14 protein-coding genes are annotated in these 15,902 nt (G+C 36.2%); 3 read left to right on the plus strand and 11 right to left on the minus strand.

All coding sequences use genetic code 11. The features are described 5' to 3' along the window. Positions 1-72 precede the first annotated feature (72 nt). Together PMOB_RS08135 and PMOB_RS08140 are read left to right on the plus strand one after the other, a co-directional pair. Entirely contained in the window at positions 73-1,368 is a 1,296-nt protein-coding gene (locus PMOB_RS08135) for a Glu/Leu/Phe/Val family dehydrogenase (RefSeq protein ID WP_012209376.1), read from the plus strand. A 109-nt stretch (positions 1,369-1,477) separates the two neighbouring features. Continuing rightward, positions 1,478-1,918 (plus strand): hypothetical protein, encoded by a 441-nt coding sequence (locus tag PMOB_RS08140; RefSeq protein WP_041534133.1) that lies wholly within the window; start codon positions 1,478-1,480, stop codon positions 1,916-1,918. Here PMOB_RS08140 and PMOB_RS08145 read toward each other — a convergent pair. The 11 genes from PMOB_RS08145 to pheA all read right to left on the minus strand — a co-directional run bounded on the left by PMOB_RS08145 (position 1,907) and on the right by pheA (position 15,025). Then, positions 1,907-3,088, minus strand: coding sequence for an aminotransferase-like domain-containing protein (locus tag PMOB_RS08145; RefSeq protein ID WP_012209377.1), 1,182 nt, complete (start codon positions 3,086-3,088; stop codon positions 1,907-1,909). The two genes, PMOB_RS08140 and PMOB_RS08145, sit on opposite strands and share 12 nt — an antisense overlap. A 125-nt stretch (positions 3,089-3,213) precedes the next feature. Beyond that, positions 3,214-4,794, minus strand: a complete 1,581-nt coding sequence (gene cimA / locus PMOB_RS08150; RefSeq protein ID WP_012209378.1) for a citramalate synthase — start codon at positions 4,792-4,794, stop codon at positions 3,214-3,216. A 6-nt stretch (positions 4,795-4,800) separates the two neighbouring features. Next, a complete protein-coding gene (locus PMOB_RS08155; RefSeq protein ID WP_012209379.1) occupies positions 4,801-5,850 on the minus strand; it encodes a 3-isopropylmalate dehydrogenase in 1,050 nt (349 codons plus the stop codon). Next, a complete protein-coding gene (gene leuD, locus PMOB_RS08160; protein WP_012209380.1) occupies positions 5,851-6,345 on the minus strand; it encodes a 3-isopropylmalate dehydratase small subunit in 495 nt (164 codons plus the stop codon). Beyond that, entirely contained in the window at positions 6,342-7,601 is a 1,260-nt protein-coding gene (gene leuC / locus PMOB_RS08165) for a 3-isopropylmalate dehydratase large subunit (protein WP_012209381.1), read from the minus strand. Before leuC ends, leuD begins: the two co-directional genes overlap by 4 nt. Before the next feature lie 25 nt (positions 7,602-7,626). After that, positions 7,627-9,159 (minus strand): 2-isopropylmalate synthase, encoded by a 1,533-nt coding sequence (locus PMOB_RS08170; protein ID WP_012209382.1) that lies wholly within the window; start codon positions 9,157-9,159, stop codon positions 7,627-7,629. Between the two features lie 28 nt (positions 9,160-9,187). After that, on the minus strand, positions 9,188-10,180 hold the full coding sequence (ilvC, locus tag PMOB_RS08175; protein WP_012209383.1) for a ketol-acid reductoisomerase: 993 nt from the start codon (positions 10,178-10,180) through the stop codon (positions 9,188-9,190). A 28-nt stretch (positions 10,181-10,208) separates the two neighbouring features. Continuing rightward, positions 10,209-10,709: an acetolactate synthase small subunit gene (gene ilvN / locus PMOB_RS08180; RefSeq protein ID WP_012209384.1), complete on the minus strand. Its 501-nt coding sequence runs from the start codon at positions 10,707-10,709 to the stop codon at positions 10,209-10,211. After that, positions 10,706-12,415, minus strand: a complete 1,710-nt coding sequence (gene ilvB / locus PMOB_RS08185; RefSeq protein ID WP_012209385.1) for a biosynthetic-type acetolactate synthase large subunit — start codon at positions 12,413-12,415, stop codon at positions 10,706-10,708. The genes ilvN and ilvB overlap by 4 nt, the downstream gene beginning before the upstream one ends. Positions 12,416-12,436: 21 nt before the next feature. Next, positions 12,437-14,107 carry a dihydroxy-acid dehydratase gene (ilvD, locus tag PMOB_RS08190; RefSeq protein WP_012209386.1) on the minus strand — a complete coding sequence of 557 codons (1,671 nt, stop codon included), beginning with the start codon at positions 14,105-14,107 and terminating at the stop codon, positions 12,437-12,439. A gap of 54 nt (positions 14,108-14,161) precedes the next feature. After that, positions 14,162-15,025, minus strand: a complete 864-nt coding sequence (gene pheA, locus PMOB_RS08195) for a prephenate dehydratase (RefSeq protein WP_041534134.1) — start codon at positions 15,023-15,025, stop codon at positions 14,162-14,164. Positions 15,026-15,447: 422 nt separating this feature from the next. On the opposite strand from pheA, the gene PMOB_RS08200 reads away from it, so the two are divergent. Then, positions 15,448-15,747, plus strand: coding sequence for a hypothetical protein (locus tag PMOB_RS08200; protein WP_196793028.1), 300 nt, complete (start codon positions 15,448-15,450; stop codon positions 15,745-15,747). Positions 15,748-15,902 lie beyond the last annotated feature (155 nt).

The raw sequence follows: 15,902 nt of genomic DNA on the forward strand, positions 1-15,902 counted from the left end.
ATGTACAATAAAAGTGAAGTTCTATATTTTAATAGAAAGAGAGAAACAATTAGAAAAAGGAGGATTACAAAGATGGAAGAAACAAAAAAGGTAAGCTTGTACGATAACGCCGTTAAGCAATTTGACAGAGCCGCTAGAATTATGGAACTAGATAGAAATTTAAGAGAAGTATTAATCAAGCCAAAAAGAGAACTTACTGTTAATTTCCCAGTACGCATGGATGATGGGTCAATCAAAGTTTTTACAGGTTATAGGGTACAACACAATGTTTCTAGAGGTCCGGCAAAAGGTGGAATTAGGTACCATCCAAATGTTACATTAGATGAAGTTAAAGCATTGGCTTTTTGGATGACTTGGAAGTCAGCAGTGGTGGATATCCCCTATGGTGGGGCTAAAGGCGGAGTTACAGTGAATCCGTTTAAACTTTCTGATTCTGAATTAGAGAGATTATCACGAAGATTTTTCTCTGAAATTCAAATCATAATAGGTGAGGAAAAAGATATCCCTGCTCCAGATGTAAACACTGATGGTCAAATAATGGCTTGGTGGATGGATACATATTCGATGAATATTGGTCATACTACCTTAGGCATAGTCACGGGGAAGCCTTTAGAGATCGGCGGATCTGAAGGAAGAACAGAGGCCACTGGAAGAGGAGTAAATATATGTATTGAGGAAGCTGTAAAGTATTTGAGAGACAAAGGGAAGCTAAATAAGAAAGATGAAGCAATAACCGTTGCCATTCAAGGGTTTGGTAATGTTGGTTCTTACTTAGCTTTGACCCTTACAGAAGAAACTAAATATAGGTTGGTTGCAATATCTGATTATAGTGGTGGTTTTTATAAAGAGTCCGGTTTCACAGCAGAAGAGATTCGTAGTCTAATGGATAGAACTAAAGGTAGAAAAGCATTGTTATTGGATGTTAACGAAGAAGGTTATAAAGAGATAACGAACGAAGAATTATTGAAGCTAGATGTTGATGTTTTGGCCCCTTGTGCTTTAGAAAATGCAGTAAATGAAGATAATGCAGAGGAAATAAGAGCAAAACTCATTGTCGAAGGAGCTAATGGACCATTAACTCCCGAAGCGGACGAGATATTATTGTCTAAAAATGTCTTCATAGTACCGGATTTCTTGGCAAATGCTGGTGGAGTAACGGTTTCGTACTTTGAGTGGGTGCAAGGGCTTCAGTGGAATTTTTGGGAACTAGAAGACATTAGAAAAGCCCTTCATAAAAAGATGAAGAATGCATTTTGTGATGTTGCTCAAACGATGGGAAAGTATGAAGTTGATATGAGAACAGCTGCTTATGTGAGAGCCATTGAACGTGTGGCAAATGCTACAAAGTTAAGAGGAATCTATCCCTGATAAGAAATAACAAAATATACCCCTTCCTTAATTATTTAGGAAGGGGTAATTTTTTGGTTACTTTGTTTAAGTAAAATAGAACGAGTTTATTTAATAAAGGGGTGGAAAAATGGCTTTTACATTAATTTCGGTATTCATAAACTCTACAATTGGTTTTTTTCTGGTTGATATGTTGTATTGGATTTTTTCACTGGTAATCTTAGGTATTATACTTTACATTTCCTGGGAAAAAAGTATGTACAGCAAATTGGGTAACTTTATTTTATTAGTAGGGATTTTATTTTCTTTTTTTGGTTATTTAAATAATTTTGATCCATCTTATTTTTATTTGTTAATTAACCTGTCTGCCTTTTTTGCTCTTCTTTATACCGCGTTTAATAAAAAATTGTTAATTATTTTATCTTGGATGTTAAATGGTTTTTCCCTGGGGTACATCATCGCATCTTTGAGAAACTTAAATTTGGGCATTATATTTGGTATAATTATTTTCCTTATTGGATTAAGAGATGCGTTTTTGCCTAAAAAGTTTGATGACCATTTAAATAACTAATTCGTGTATTGCAGAGGTTAACCTTTTTATACCCTCTTCGATGCTCTTTTCATTTGCACAGGAATAATTTAGCCTCAATGTGTTTACATTGTTCTTATCGATATAAAAAGGGTCTCCAGGAACGAAGGCTACCTTTTTTTCTATAGCCTTCTCAAATAACTTCAGAGCGGAAATATTGTTTGGTAAAGTTATCCATAGAAACATTCCACCTTGTGGATCTGTATACTCTACGTTTTTGGGGAAATATTTTTTGATACTTTTTATCATGGCATTTTTTTGGGTACCATACCTCATTTTTATGTTCATTATATGTTTGTCTAGGTCGTTCTCTTTCAAGAACTGGTATAGTATTCTTTGCCCTACATAATTAGAATGTAGATCAGCCCCTTGCTTAGCAGTCACAAGATTTTCCAGTACATCTTTGGGAGCAACTACCCAACCCAGCCTAAATCCTGGGGCAACAATTTTTGAGAAAGATCCTAAAAGTATCGTTTGTTCAGGAATCAATTTTTTGAATGAAACACTATCTTCCCCTTCAAATCTTAACTCTCCATATGGGTCATCCTCTATTAGGTAAATATTGTGCTTTTTCAACAAGTCAGCTATCTTTTCTCTGTTTTTATTTGTATATGTAATTCCCGAAGGATTTTGAAAATTTGGGACGGTGTAAAGTAATTTTGGTGAAAATTCTTCTAAAACATCTTCTAATTCTTCTAAATCAAGACCCTCTTGGGATAGTTTTACGGTTTTAAAGTTTTTTGTGTATACTGCTAATGCTTGTATGGCTCCCAAGTATCCAGGTTCTTCAATTGCAATGAAATCATCTTCATTTAAAAAAAGTTTTCCGAGTAAGTCGAGGGCTTGTTGAGAACCATGAGTTATTAAAACATCATCTTTTGTTATGTTTAAACCTTTCTTTTCGTGGTACCTATTGGCGATAAATTCTCTTAAGGGTGGATATCCTTCTGTGGTACTGTATTGAAGTATCTCTTTACCGTGATTATCAAACTGAGAAACAGCGGCATTTTTTATTTCTTCCACGGGAAATAAATCAGCGTTTGGTAAACCGCCCGCAAATGAAATTATTTCGGGGTCATCAACTACTTTAAGTATCTCTCTTATAAAAGAACGTGGAACGTTTTTCATACGATTAGCGTATATATTTTCCATTTTTTATCTCCTCCTGAAAAGTTTTATAGCCTTTAGCGCCCCTTCGCCCCGCAGCCCACCCATAAGGATAAAAAAGTATACCTCTCGATACTACCTTTTTAAAATCTTTTATTTTAAAAGTTATGTTAGTTTTCTTTTACGGGGAACAAATTATCTACAAACAATCCATATTCCACACTGTCTAACAAGGCTTTCCAACTGGCTTGAATTATGTTAGTTGAAACACCCACAGTAGTCCAAGTTTTATCAGTGTCTGAAGTTTCTATTAAGACCCGTACTTTTGCAGCGGTTCCAGAAGCACTGTCCAGCACCCTTACTTTGTAGTCGATCAATTTCATGCTTTTCAGGGATGGGAAAAAGTCTTCTAAAGCCTTTCGCAACGCCATATCTAAAGCATTCACAGGTCCATCGCCTTCAGCAACGGCATGGACGGTTTCATCGTTTATTTTTAATTTGACAATAGCTTCGGTTCCCGTACCTTCACCAAAATTGTAATGAAGAATGTTGAAATTTTCCACTTGAAAATTCGGGGTGTAATCAAAAAATTCTCTTAATACTAGGAGTTTCAAAGAAGCATCTGCACCTTCAAATTGATATCCATCATGCTCATATTCCTTGATCTTCAATGTTAACTTTTTGAACTGTTCTTCAGAAAATTGTGTAATATCAAAGCCCAATTCTTCCAACTTTGATTTCAAATTGCTTTTTCCTGATAACTCAGAAACTAATATTCTTCTAGTGTTCCCAACCCATTCCGGAGATATGTGTTCATAAGTGAGTGGATTTTTAAGAATGGCGCTAACATGGACACCACCTTTATGTGTGAAGGCACTTCTTCCCACGTAAGGGATCCTGTTGTCAGGAGTTAAGTTAGCAACTTCAAATACGTAATTATAAAGTGAAGTCGTTTTTTCTACATTTATTTTCGGTAATCTAGATCCGTATTTAAACTTCAAGTTAGGTATTATAATACAGAGGTCTGCATTACCACATCTTTCCCCTAAGCCTCCAACCGTTCCTTGTATTTGTTCAACTCCTTCTTGTAAGGCTGTAAGAGAATTCGCCACAGCTAGGCCAGAATCGTTGTGAGCATGAATGCCCAAAGGTATTTTTATTCTCGCTTTTACCTCTTCTATTGCCTCTTTGATCTTTGAAGGGGTTTGTCCTCCGTTTGTGTCACATAAAACAGCGATCGAAGCGCCAGAGTTTTGTGCAACTTCCAATGTTTTAATGGCATATTGTTGATTATGGTAAAAACCATCAAAAAAGTGTTCGGCATCAAAAAATACTTCTATACCTTTTCTTTTTAAGAAGGTTATCGTATCTTCTATAAGTTTTAGGTTATCATCAAGAGAAATGCCCAAGGCTTGAGATACATGGAAGTCCCAACTTTTTGCAAATATAGTAACGATTTTTGCCCCAGAAGAAACTAATTTTAAAATATTTGGATCATCTTCTGCTTTTATTCCGTATCTTTTTGTAGAGCTAAATGCGACTATCTCACTGTTTTTGAATGACATACTTTGAACCTTTTTAAAAAACTCTTCATCTTTAGGATTGGATCCCGGCCAACCACCTTCAATGTAGTCTATTCCATATTCATCTAATTTTTTGGCTATCTTTAATTTATCTTCCACAGTTAGAGAAACATTCTCTCCTTGGGTTCCATCTCTTAAAGTGGTATCAAACAATTTAGGTTCTTTCAATTTGGTTCACCCTCTTTTTAAAATTTTGACAATTTCGTCTCCTACTTCACTGGTGCTTAAATTTCCCCCCATGTCTTGAGAAAGTAAGTTTTCATCGATCGATGTTTTAATCGCACCTTCAACTTTTTCAGCTAAGTCTTTTCTTCCAAAATATTCTAAAATCATTGCTGCAGCTAAAATAGCAGCTATGGGATTTGCAATACCTTTACCAGCAATATCGGGAGCTGAACCATGAACAGGTTCAAACATGGAAACACTGTTGGGATTAATATTTCCTGAGGCAGCTAATCCCATTCCCCCCTGGATTTCTGCTCCTAAATCTGTGATGATGTCCCCAAACATGTTACAGGTTACTATCACATCAAAAATTTCTGGATTTCGTACCATTTTCATAGTTATAGCATCTACGTAGTAATGATCAGTCTGAACGTCTGGGTATTCCTTCTTTAACTCTTCAAATACCCTCAACCATAAGCCATGAGAATAAGTAAGTACATTACTTTTATCGCAGAGTGTTAGTTTCCCTTTGTTGTTTTTTGCAAACTCAAAAGCGTAACGGATGATACGCTCTACACCTTTTCTAGTTGAAATCATCTCTTGTATCGCTACTTCGTCTTGAGTATCTTTTTTTAAAATTCCACCAATACCCGCGTAAAGTCCTTCTGTATTTTCTCTTATTACTGTAAAATTGATCTCATTAACGCCTTTCTTTTTCAAAGGCGAAAACCTGTCGTTTAGTAGCTTTATTGGTCTTAAATTGACGTATTGATCAAAATGAAATCGTAATTTTAATAGTATCCCATGCTCCAAGATCCCTGCTGGTACTCTTGGATCCCCTACTGCACCCAAATATATGGCATCGAAGGTTTCTAATCGTTTCAATAGAAAGTCTGGGATTAATTCTCCAGATTTTAGATACCGTTCGGCTCCAACCTCGAACTCTTCAAATTTGAGATTCAAATTATACTTTTCTCCCATAAAATTTAATATTTTAAGACCTTCGTTGATTACTTCCTTCCCAATTCCATCCCCTGGTAGAACAGCTATCGACGGCATCTATTGAGCGACCTCCTTTTTGATCTTCTCTATCAATCCCCCGGAAGATATTATTTCTTGAAGAAATTTAGGATATTTCTCTGAATAGTATTCTTTCTTGTTTTTTAGATCTTTGATGATTCCATTGTCTAAGTCTACCTCTATTTCCGAACCATCTTGGATATTATGAGAAGCCTCTTTAGAAATAAGTATAGGTAATCCAATATTGATGGCGTTTCGATAAAAAATCCTTGCAAAACTTTCTGCTATGACACAAGAAACACCTGCCGCCTTAATCGATAATGGAGCATGTTCACGAGAACTTCCAGAACCGAAATTCCTTCCGGCTACTATAATGTCTCCTTTTTGAACTTTTTTTACGAAATCTTTATCTATATCTTCCATACAATGTTGTGCCAATATCTCTGGTTCAGGGTTGTTTAGATATCTAGCTGGTATAATAACATCGGTATCAACGTTGTCACCGTATTTGAAAACTCTCCCTCTGAATTTCACCTTATAACCTCCTCAGGATGAGTGATGTATCCAGTAATAGCAGAAGCTGCCGCCACCGCAGGATTGGATAAATAAACTTCACTTTCTGGATGACCCATCCTTCCAACAAAATTCCTGTTAGTTGTAGATATCGCCTTCTCACCTTTTGCCAAAACTCCCATGTGTCCACCTAGGCAAGGTCCGCACGTTGGTGTACTTACGGCGGCTCCCGCTTCGATGAATATTTCAATTAAACCTTCTTTTAGTGCCTGCATGTATATATCTTGGGTGCCAGGAAAAATAATGCATCTTACATCAGAGTTAACTTTGTGTCCCTTAAGTACGTGAGCAGCGATTCTTAAGTCTTCTATTCTTCCATTGGTGCAAGAACCAATTACCGATTGATCAATTTTTATCCTCTTTGCTTCAGTAACAGGTTTGGTGTTTTCTGGCAAATGTGGGAAAGCCACCTGTGGTTCAATATTTGATACATCATATTCGATAACTTCTTCATATGAAGCATCGGGATCGCTACTTACCGGTGTATAATCTCTTACTGCCCTTTCTTTTAAGTACTCTTTGGTTTTTTCATCGTATTCAAATAATCCACATTTAGCCCCTGCTTCTATCGCCATGTTCGCCATAGTCATTCTCGAATCCATAGAAAGGTCTTCGATCGTTTCTCCAGTAAACTCAATAGATTTATACAGGGCTCCATCCACTCCTATATCTCCTATCGTGTAAAGTATCAAATCCTTTCCACTTACCCATGGGTTTAACTTTCCTTTGTATACGATTTTTATACTTTCTGGGACTCGGAACCATAAGTAACCGGTAGCCATTGCCGCAGCCATATCGGTGCTTCCAACACCTGTACCTAAACAGTTAAGAGCACCATAGGTACACGTATGGGAATCTGCTCCTACAACGATTTCACCTGGTAAGGCTAGTCCTTTTTCAGGTATTAGACAGTGTTCTATTCCCATTTTACCTATCTCAAAATAATTAAGAATATTCATCTCTTTTGCAAAATTTCTTATAAGTAGAGCATTTTGCGCGGATTTTATATCTTTGTTTGGGGTAAAGTGGTCTGGAACTATTGCAATTCTTTCATTATCAAATACTTTGGATAATCCTATTTTTCTAAATTCTTTGATGGCAACAGGAGTTGTTACATCGTTCCCAAGTACAAGATCCACTCTCGCATTAACAATCTCTCCGGGTTTAACTTCACTTTTATTTGAATGAGATGCAAGGATCTTCTCTACAATTGTCATTTCTTTATTTCCTCACTTTATTATTTTATTTTTTTGTAGTTTGGAGTTTCTTAGTCATATATTTATTCAAGGCATTTAGATAAGCCAAAGTACTCGCTTGGGTAATATCTGTTTCAACAGAATGCCCAACGTACACATCTTCTCCAATTTTGAGTTTAACGGTTGTTTCTCCTAAGGCATCGGTCCCCTCTGTAACCCCTTCAATCTTATACGAAATCAAAGTGATATTTTCTTCTTCAGCGATTTCGTTTATGGCTTTAAATATTGCATCTATTGGCCCGTCTCCACTGCAAGCTGCTTTTTCTATCAAATCTTCTCCTCTTGCTATCTTTATAGTCGCTGTCGGTAGTGTAGTGTTTCCAGTAGTAACGGATAAATATTTGAGTTTGAAATAATCCTCGGTTTTATATAGTTCGTCGTTTATCAATGCTTCAACATCAAGCGGATTTAAATTCTTTTTTTTACTGGCTAGATCTTTGAATTTAATGAATAACTTTTCAAAGGTTTCTTCATTCACGGTGTAACCAGATGATGTTAAGAACTCCTTTAAGGCATGTCTTCCCGAATGCTTCCCTAAAATTAGTTTATTTGAATTCAACCCTATACTTTCTGCTTTCATTATTTCGTAAGTAGTTCTCTCTTTGATAACACCATCTTGATGAATACCAGATTCATGTGCAAAGGCATTTTTACCTACTATTGCTTTATTAGGTTGAACAACCATTCCAGTAAATTGTGAAACCATGTTGCTTAATTTTAAAATCTTAGTTGTATCCTGGGTTACGACTAAATCTTCAAAATAATCTTTTCTGGTAACTAACGCCATTAAAACTTCTTCTAAGGCAGCGTTGCCTGCCCTTTCTCCTATTCCATTGACTGCAACCTCTGCCTGATCGGCACCCTCTTTCAGAGCAACGAGTGTGTTAGCAGTTGCCATCCCTAAATCGTTATGGCAATGTACACTTAATTCAATCTTGTCTAAGTTCCTTGTGTTTTCTTTTATCTTTTTAATAAATTCACCAAATTCTTGAGGAATTGCATATCCCACCGTATCAGGCACGTTAATTACCCATGCACCAGCTTCGATGACTTTTTCAAAGAGTTTGTACAAAAACTCTAACTCGCTTCTTGAAGCATCTTCTGCTGAAAATTCAACGTTATTAGTATACTTTGCTGCATACTTCACGGCCTCAACTGCTCTTTCCAAAACTTGATCTTCATTCATTTGCAGCTTATATTTCATGTGAATAGGAGAAGTGGCAATGAACACATGAATTCTTGGTTGTTCTGCTTCCTGAAGTGCTTCCCAAGCACAATCGATATCTTTGTAATTCGCCCTTGCTAAAGCGGCAATCTCAACATCTCTGATTTTTTGGGCGATGTTTTTCACACTTTCAAAATCACTACTTGAAGAAATAGGAAAACCAGCCTCTATTACATCAACTTTTAACAAGGAAAGCTGTTCGGCTATTGCCAACTTCTCCTCCATTGTCAAACTTACTCCTGGAGATTGTTCACCATCCCTCAACGTAGTATCAAAAATTTTTATTTTTCTCAAATTTGATCACTCTCCCACTTCAGTAGATTTAGCTTTCTATCCAAGGCATCATCGCTCTCAACTTCTCTCCCACTTGTTCTAACAAAGAATTATTATCTTTTTCAGTTAAAGCGTTGAAAACAGGCCTATTGGCTTTGTTTTCTAATATCCAGTCCTTTGCAAAATTCCCATTCTGTATGTTTGCAAGTACATCTTTCATGGTTTCTTTAACCCTATCATCGATAATTTTGGGACCGATGGTAATATCTCCGTATTGTGCAGTGTCACTTATGGAGTATCTCATCTTTTTTAATCCGCCTTCATACAAGAGATCAACGATTAATTTTAGTTCGTTCAAACATTCAAAATAGGCTATTTCTGGTTGATACCCCGCTTCAACGAGTGTTTCAAAACCTGCCTTGATAAGTGATGTAGTTCCACCACATAAGACCGCTTGTTCTCCAAATAGATCCGTTTCTGTTTCCTCTTTAAAAGTTGTTTTGATAACACCTGCTCGTGTACAACCTATTCCTTTGGCGTAAGATAAACCCAACTCTTTTGCTTTTCCGGAAAAATCTTGGTGAACAGCTAATAATCCTGGAACCCCTTTGCCTTCTAAATACATTCTTCTGACTAAATGACCAGGACTTTTGGGAGCAACCATGAATACATCTACGTTTTTTGGAGGCACAATTTGTCCAAAATGGATATTAAAACCATGAGAAAACCCAAGTGCATTACCCTCGTCTAAGTTGGGTTCTATGTCTTTTTTGTACACCTCACTTTGAACTTCATCAGGGATTAATACTTGAATAATATCTCCTTTTTTAACCGCTTCAGATGTTTCATAGACTTCAAAACCATCTCTTTGAGCAGTTTCTTTGCTTTTACTATCTTTCTTCAGACCTATAATTACTTTTAATCCGCTATCTTTAAGATTTTGTGCCTGAGCGTGACCTTGACTTCCGTAACCTAAAACCGCAATAGTTTTTTCCTTCAATAAACCTAAGTCGGCATCTTTTTCATAAAATGTTTCCACCATGAACTATCACTCCTTTATTTTTTGATTTTTATGAATTTGTCAAAGCGTTGTTGTTCATTTCTCTATCTATAGCTACGATCCCTGTTCTCACGACTTCTTTAATGCCAAAATCCTTCATTATTTCGATAAAGGCATTTATTTTATTTTCATCCCCCGTAATTTCAACTGTTATTGTGTCAAGGGAAAAATCGACAACCTTACCCCTAAAAACGTCGACCACCTGAATAACTTGGCTTCTTTGATTTTTTCCACAATTTACCTTAATTATCGCCATATCCCTCTCTATCATATTGCTTTGATTCAATTCAGTGATCTTTATAACATCTATGAGCTTGTAAAGCTGTTTTTTCACTTGTTCGAGTGTGTCTGTGTTTCCTTCGACAACTATGGTCATTCTTGAATACTCAGGTAATTCTGTTTCCCCTACATTTAAACTCAGTATGTTAAAATTTCTCCTACTGAATAGACCAGATATTCTTGCCAAAACTGAGGGTTGATTATTCACCGTTACTGATAAGATGTGTCTCATGCAACCTCCCCCTGTTTTTCCTTTTCTCTCTTTTTCTTTTTTAGTTCCAACATCTCATTGATCGATGCCCCTTCTGGAACCATTGGAAATACGTTCTCATCTTGAGGAATAATGACGTCAAGTAAAACTGGGCCATCGTAATTAAGAGCCTCTTTCAAAGCCATCTCTACATCGTTTGTTTGATCGATTCTTAACGATTTTATTCCATAAGCCTGAGCCAATTTAACAAAATCAGGATTTTCAAGTATAGTGACAGAATATCTTTCATCAAAAAATAACTCTTGCCACTGTCTTACCATCCCTAACGTTCCATTGTTTAAAATAATTATTTTCACGGGGAGCCTGTTAGAACTTATTGTAGCCAACTCCTGGAGATTCATTTGAAAACTTCCGTCACCAGATATGTTGATAACCGTTTTATTGGGATTTCCTACCTGAACACCTACACTGGCGGGTAAACCGTATCCCATAGTTCCAAGACCTCCAGAGGTTATAAATGACCTAGGTTTCGAAAAACGAAAGTATTGGGCTGCCCACATTTGATTTTGGCCAACTTCTGTTACTATTACCGTATTTTCATCAGTTAACTCATCCAATTTTTCAATCAAGTATTGTGGTTTAATACTGTTATCATCGTATTCGTAGTTAAGTGGAAATCGTCTTTTCCATTCTTTTATTTGTTCAAGCCATTCTTTTCTTTCGATCGTCTTTATTAGTGGAATTAATTTATCTAAAACGTTTTTCGCATTACCAACAATCGGAATATCAACTTTGACATTTTTATTTATTTCTGCTGGATCGATATCTATATGGATGATCTTTGCATGTGGAGCAAATGTCTCTAACTTCCCCGTTACCCTGTCATCAAAACGTACTCCAACTCCTATTATCAAATCCGCTTCAGAAATAGCGTAGTTGGCATACATTGTACCGTGCATACCTAACATCTTTAAAGAAAGCTCATGATCTTCTGGAAAAACACCAAGCCCCATGAGAGACGTAACTACTGGTATTCTTCCCTTTATTGCCATATTTGTTAGTTCTTCTGAGGCATTAGAATTTATAACGCCTCCACCGGCAAAGATGACGGGCCTTTGCGAAGTGTTAATTGTCTCGGCTGCCAATTTTATTTGCATATAGTTTCCTTCGTATGTTGGTTGATATCCTGGGAGATGAACACTTTCAGGATACATGAAATCAGCATGCGATTTAAGAACATCCACCGGTAAATCAATTAAAACGGGACCTGGTCTGCCGGTTCTTGCTATGTAAAAAGCTTCTTTTATTGTCTTGGCTAAATCCTTCACATTTGTTACCATGTAATTGTGCTTAGTTACAGGCAAGGTTATTCCTCTTATATCTATTTCTTGGAATGAGTCTGTACCTATTAGGCTCGTTGGAGCTTGACCCGTAAAAGCTACAACTGGTACGGAATCCATGTATGCTGTTGCTAACCCTGTAACTAGGTTCGTAGCTCCAGGCCCAGAAGTGGCTATACACACCCCAACCTTCCCTGTACTCCTTGCATAACCATCTGCAGCATGTGCTGCCCCTTGTTCATGACGAACTAATATATGTTTTATAGGTGCGTCGTACAGTTCATCATAAAGGGGAATAACCTTCCCTCCTGGATATCCAAATACAACTTCAACCTTTTCCCTCAAAAGTGATTCAACGAATATTCTTGCCCCGGAAAGAATCGGCATAAAATCACCTCTCTAATTTTTTTATTCTAAAAACGCCCCTTTATCCGCTGATTGTACAAACCTACTGTACCTGTCTAAATACCCACTAGTTTTTGGAAGTATCGGTTTAAAAGTATTTAATCTTGCTTGTAATTCTTCTTCTGATATTTTTAAATTTAGAGTCTTTTGTGGTATGTTTATCGATACCATATCCCCATCCCTTACAACCCCTATTGGACCTCCTGCTGCAGCTTCGGGAGATACATGACCTATGGCAGAGCCGCGTGTTGCTCCTGAGAATCTACCATCGGTGATCAGGGCAACCTTCTTATCCAATCCCATACCAGCTAATGCAGAAGTAGGTGCTAACATCTCTCTCATACCTGGTCCTCCCTTTGGCCCTTCGTACAGGATAACTACTACATCTCCTTCTTTAATTTTTCCCCCATAAATAGCTTTGATGGCTTCTTCTTCCTTGTTGAAGACCTTTGCAGGTCCTTCATGTACCAACATCTCATCCGATACAGCTATCTGTTTAACGATTGCCCCGTTAGGAGCTATATTACCTTTTAACACCGCTAGTCCTCCATCTTTATGGTACGGATTATCTATAGGCCTTATCACTTCCTGGTTGACATAACCAACGGTTTTGAGATTCTCACCTAATGTTTCCCCAGTTACGGTCAAACAGTCTAGATGGAGCAAATTCTTCTTGGACAATTCTTTTAGTACAGCAGGAATACCACCGGCATAATGTAAATCTTCAATGTGATGAATCCCTGCAGGGGATAAACTACATAGGTGTGGGGTTTTTGAGCTAATTTTATTTATAATATCTATGTCAAAATCGATTCCAGCTTCGTGAACAATTGCCGGCAAATGTAAAGCCGTGTTGGTAGAACAACCTAAAGCCATGTCTAGAGTAAAGGCGTTTTCTACAGTTTTTTCGGTGAATATATCCAACGGTTTAATGTCTTTAGCTACTAACTCCATTATTTTTTCTCCACTTTTTGTTGCCAAAGCCCTCCTACTAGAAAAAACTGCCGGAATCGTCCCATTTCCCGGCAGCGCAAGTCCTAAAACCTCTGTTAGGCAGTTCATTGAATTGGCAGTAAACATCCCAGCACAAGATCCATACCCAGGACAGGCGTTCATTTCCATTTCATTTAACTCTTCATCAGAAATCTTATTGGCAACTCTCGCACCAACCGCTTCAAACATATCGTGCAAATCAATTTTTCTCCCTTTGTAATTCCCTGCAAGCATTGGGCCTCCACTTACTACAATGGCAGGAATATTTAACCTCAAAGCAGCCATTAACATCCCTGGAACGATCTTATCGCAGTTGGGAATAAGAACCAATCCATCGAATTTGTAGGCTCTAGCTACAGCTTCAATAGAATCGGCAATTAATTCTCTACTCGGTAATGAATAGTTCATACCGCTGTGTCCCATAGTGATACCATCACAGATTCCTATTGTTGAAAAAGCTAAAGGCAAACCTCCAGCAGCGTATACTCCATTTTTTACACTTTCGCATATTTCATTCAAATGTTTATGTCCTGGTATTATATCGTTCGCAGAGTTAGCTATCCCTATTATAGGTTTATCGATCTCATCTTTTGTCAACCCTAAGGCATAAAGCAAAGAACGATGTGGAGCTTTTGATACTCCTTTTTTAATTTCGTCGCTTCTTTGTTTATTATCGCTCATATAATCCTCCCTTTTCATAATGTTTAAAAATGTTGAAAAAATCCCCGGTAGAATTCATTCCCGTTCTTTCCATTTTGGATAACTTCCAAGAATTTTAAAGAAAGAACTCATTTTTTCTAATTTAACTAATGCTGTTATTATATCTTTATCTTCTTTATAACCTTCAAAATCTATATAAAAAGAATATTCACCTAATTGCTTTTTTGTTGGCCGAGACTCTATCCTTGTTAGATTTATGTTCTTTTCTTTGAAAGTTTTTAACATGTTGTACAGAACCCCAGGTTTGTTGTGTTTTGGAGAACATATTATCGAGGTTTTGTAATTTTTTTCTGTACCTTCAATCTTTGTAAACCTTTCGGAATTTGCAATTACGAAAAAACGGGTTGAATTACTTTTTGAGTCTTGAATATCTTTAGCTAAAACCTTTAAATTATAGATATTAACAATATTTTCTGAGCCTATAGCGGCACTTTTTTGAACATCTTTTATTATTTCACAAGCATTTGCGGTACTCGCGGTAAATATAATTTCGGGATTATTCAATCTATTTTTTATAAACTTACTGCATTGTCCAATAGCTTGTTGATGAGAAAAAAGCTTTTTAATCTCAGTCAAGTCTAAATTTTCATAGGACAGAAGAAAATGTTTGATTGGAACAATACACTCCCCAACTACCTGAATATCAGTTTTCTCGAATAAAAGATCCATTGTAATGTTCACTGAACCTTCTACAGAATTTTCAATTGGAACAACTCCAAAATCTACTTCTTTACTTTGAACCATTTCAAAAACGTCTGAAATAGATTGTAATGGAATCAAAAAAACATTTTCACCAAAATATTTCATTGCAGCAATTTCACTATAAGTTCCTTTTGGCCCTAGATAACCGCATTTTTTGAAAGTCTGATCTTCTTTCAAGACGTCTAACTCCTTGAATTCAAAATTTACGAAAATATTTTCAGAGTTGTAAGAATAAGAAAAAAATTTCATCTTTCCTAATTATTGTTAATTATTTGAGATTAGAGTAAATTATTAGCGATTATACACTAAAATCTCCGTTTTTGCAAGATTTGAAAAAAATTTCATTAAAACCCCTTTCAATTCCTTTTTTTATGGATTTTAAAAAATAAGATTAAAACTGTCGTGTTTAATTTTAATCTAAAATTTACCTAAGATAAACAAAAGATTTACTTCTTCGTTTTCTAAATAATGCATACATAGAAAAAGAAAGACGGCAAAAATGGTACAATTTAATATAGTTAAAAAATAATTCAAATTCGTTAAGAGTCAAAAAATTGATTTTAAGGAGAGATATGATGGCTTTATTAGAAGTAAACTTTATGTCGAAGTCTTTAATGAGAAAAGTACCAGTTATGGTGATTTTACCGGTTGATAAATTAAATTTTTCAATTACATCTGAAATGACAGACAATACTCATTTTAAAACGCTATATCTTCTTCATGGGGGATTTGGTAATTATACAAGCTGGGTTTCAGAAACAAGAATTCAAAGATTGGCTGAAGGAAAGAACCTGGCTGTGGTGATGCCTTCTGGTGATAATTCTTTTTATTTGGATCAACCGGAATTTGGTAATTTTGGGATACTTATATTGAAAAAGTTCTTGACTGGCTTCCATTGAAAAATTGATCGCCAGCCGTTGAATGTAATTTAATTCAAGGAGAGGAAACTAAAATTACCTTTTAAAAATCATAAAATCGTATTCAATATAACACCATACGAAATAAAACCCTTTAAAGTGTGATTAAAATGAAAAAAATAATTTTTGTAATGGGA

It is taken from the genome of Petrotoga mobilis SJ95 (assembly GCF_000018605.1).
In the GTDB taxonomy this organism is placed as follows: Bacteria; Thermotogota; Thermotogae; order Petrotogales; family Petrotogaceae; genus Petrotoga; species Petrotoga mobilis.

What these genes read in the sequence shown, in the direction of transcription:
- PMOB_RS08135 (WP_012209376.1), top strand. Translation starts at nt 73, where the DNA reads ATGGAAGAAACAAAAAAGGTAAGCTTGTACGATAACGCCGTTAAGCAA.
- PMOB_RS08140 (WP_041534133.1), top strand. Translation starts at nt 1,478, where the DNA reads ATGGCTTTTACATTAATTTCGGTATTCATAAACTCTACAATTGGTTTT.
- PMOB_RS08145 (WP_012209377.1), bottom strand. Translation starts at nt 3,088, where the DNA reads ATGGAAAATATATACGCTAATCGTATGAAAAACGTTCCACGTTCTTTT.
- PMOB_RS08155 (WP_012209379.1), bottom strand. Translation starts at nt 5,850, where the DNA reads ATGCCGTCGATAGCTGTTCTACCAGGGGATGGAATTGGGAAGGAAGTA.
- leuC (WP_012209381.1), bottom strand. Translation starts at nt 7,601, where the DNA reads ATGACAATTGTAGAGAAGATCCTTGCATCTCATTCAAATAAAAGTGAA.
- ilvC (WP_012209383.1), bottom strand. Translation starts at nt 10,180, where the DNA reads ATGGTGGAAACATTTTATGAAAAAGATGCCGACTTAGGTTTATTGAAG.
- ilvN (WP_012209384.1), bottom strand. Translation starts at nt 10,709, where the DNA reads ATGAGACACATCTTATCAGTAACGGTGAATAATCAACCCTCAGTTTTG.
- ilvB (WP_012209385.1), bottom strand. Translation starts at nt 12,415, where the DNA reads ATGCCGATTCTTTCCGGGGCAAGAATATTCGTTGAATCACTTTTGAGG.
- ilvD (WP_012209386.1), bottom strand. Translation starts at nt 14,107, where the DNA reads ATGAGCGATAATAAACAAAGAAGCGACGAAATTAAAAAAGGAGTATCA.
- PMOB_RS08200 (WP_196793028.1), top strand. Translation starts at nt 15,448, where the DNA reads ATGTCGAAGTCTTTAATGAGAAAAGTACCAGTTATGGTGATTTTACCG.